This window comes from Marinilactibacillus piezotolerans, assembly GCF_900114235.1.
GTDB classification, from domain to species: domain Bacteria; phylum Bacillota; class Bacilli; order Lactobacillales; family Carnobacteriaceae_A; genus Marinilactibacillus; species Marinilactibacillus piezotolerans.
In genome coordinates this window covers 1-2,250 of sequence record NZ_FOSJ01000104.1, presented here as the reverse complement: position 1 = coordinate 2,250, position 2,250 = coordinate 1, and the positions used below count along the sequence as shown (strand labels likewise).

Below are 2,250 nucleotides of genomic sequence, written 5' to 3'. Positions count from 1 at the left end.
TTTTCATCACTTAACAGGTGAAAATGAAAAAGTAAATTTAAGCTGCCGTTAGGCAGTTGGCACATGTTTCAACGAAAAGTATGAATTGTTCAGGGCTTGAATATATTTAGTCAGAATGTAGGATTTCAAAAATATAACATAAAAAGTTACGCTAAAACCTGAGTAAAAGAAAAATCATTTAGATAAAAAGCCACAGCAAATTTAGTTCTTGCTGTGGCTTATCTTTTATAATTGTCTGTCTGTTAAATCATTATGATCATCTACTGGGATTCCACCAGGACTATCATCGTCATCTCCAACTGGAACATTGCCAGGGGTACTATTATCACTCAATGGATTATCTTTGGTAACATTCGAATCTAATTTTGGGTTAGGAGCAGGATCTTCCGCCGGACTATCTGCCTCATAATTTGCCGAACCGGTTTTCTGTTCATCGTTGATACTCGAATCTTCTTCTACTAATGCAACAAGATTTCCTTTTTCAATATCACTTTGATAACTTTTCAGCGCTTTATGAGAGGTGTCAGTTGTAACGTCTACACTAACATCTGAAAGTTCTTTCTTTTTGTTTTGATTTGTTACTAATAGAATATCTTCTTTAGAATATCCTCTAGTTACTAAAGCGTTGATAGCTTGAACAGCGTCTTGAAGGGAAGGATAGCTTCCTTCTACAAATTTTCCCATAAATAATTCCTCCTGTTTGGTTTGGAAATTTTTGGTTCAGATTGTTTATCGAGTTGTTCTGGCCGCAAGCTGAGATAACTATTTTCTATTTGAATATAGTTTAGTTATTTTAGGCAATTATCCTTTAAAAATTCTACTTACACTCCATAGTATATAAACCATAAATTTGATTTACAATTGATATGATTCTAAGTCAAGCTGATGCGATAAAAACGATACTAACGTTTAGCCAGTATCGTTTAATAGGTTTTATTAATTTTCTTTGCTGCGGATAGCACCTTTTAACTCTTCAGAAGACACAGGTGGATTATCAATCAAATTACGTACTTGATCGAGATCTGGTTCGATGTTCCAGGTTAAAATCCCGACTGGTTTGTCTTCTTTCAGATAATAAACGACTTTTCCACCATCTACTTCATCAATAAGTAGATCTAATGATGGATCAAGTGTACCGATTGCTTTCCAGGAAATATCAAAGACCATAGAGTAGAAGTAAGGAGTATAATTATAAGGTTCTTTAAGACCGGCCATAACTTTACCCACTGCTGTACCAGAATTTCTGGCATGATCCACATGTTCGATACGTTGTCTTCCCAGAATCGGATCCGGGTAAGAAGCAATGTCTCCAGCAGCATAAATATCTGGATCGGATGTACGCAGATATTCATTTACTATTACCCCGTCATCAACTTCAAGTCCAGCATCTTTTGCTAGATCTAAAACTGGAGATACACCTAATCCAAGTATGATAGAGTCCGCTTCCACAGTCGTACCAGTATTTAAATGCAGAAGGAATTTGTCTGCTTCTTTAGTATATCGTTCAGCACGGGTTTCATTAATCATTTCTATGCCATGATTTTTATAAGTCTGTTCATATTCTTTTGCAATTTCTTCTGGGAAACGGTTGTCGCCTAATATCTTCTGAGGATAGATAAGGGTTACTTTTGTATTGTTCAGTGCTAAATTAGCCGCTAATTCAGTACCGATGTAACTTCCGCCGACAACAGCGATCTGCTGATTTTCGCCGGATAAGTTACGTAACTTAAGGTAATCTTGATAAGATCTGAAAGCATAAACTTTATCGTCTTTCGGCCCTTCGATAGTTTGCGGTTCACCACCCGTAACAATGAGTAATTTCTTATATTTTATAGTATCGCCTTTGTTGGTTGTGACAGTATGAGCTTCACGATTAATTGAGACCACTTCTGTCTCTAACATAAGTGCTGCCTGGTGATCTTCACTCACATCATAAAAGATTTGATCTTCTGTAAAAGAATCGTCTGTCCATAATTTTTTAGATAGTGCGGGTCTTTCATAAGGTTTATCTACATCAGCAGATATGATACCGATTGTGCCGGCTTTATCTTCTTCACGGATTCCAGCTACGGCGTTACCTGCAGCAATTCCACCACCAATGATTAAATAATCAAGATACATTTGTTCATTATTCATATACAAATCTCCTTAGTTGATTTAGTAATTACCAATTTTTTTGTTTTTTCGTGTTGTTTTAATGCAACTATCGTTGCTCTATCAATTAAAATACAAAAAGGCACCTCTTCCCCC

The 2,250-nt window shown here is 36.1% G+C and carries 2 protein-coding genes; both read right to left on the bottom strand.

Translation table 11 applies throughout. From position 1 onward, the window contains the following. Nucleotides 1-225: 225 nt before the first annotated feature. A complete protein-coding gene (locus BM212_RS12215; RefSeq protein ID WP_091898808.1) occupies nt 226-684 on the bottom strand; it encodes a hypothetical protein in 459 nt (152 codons plus the stop codon). A 252-nt stretch (nt 685-936) separates the two neighbouring features. Beyond that, nucleotides 937-2,136 carry an NAD(P)/FAD-dependent oxidoreductase gene (locus BM212_RS12210; RefSeq protein WP_091898806.1) on the bottom strand — a complete coding sequence of 400 codons (1,200 nt, stop codon included), beginning with the start codon at nt 2,134-2,136 and terminating at the stop codon, nt 937-939. Nucleotides 2,137-2,250 lie beyond the last annotated feature (114 nt).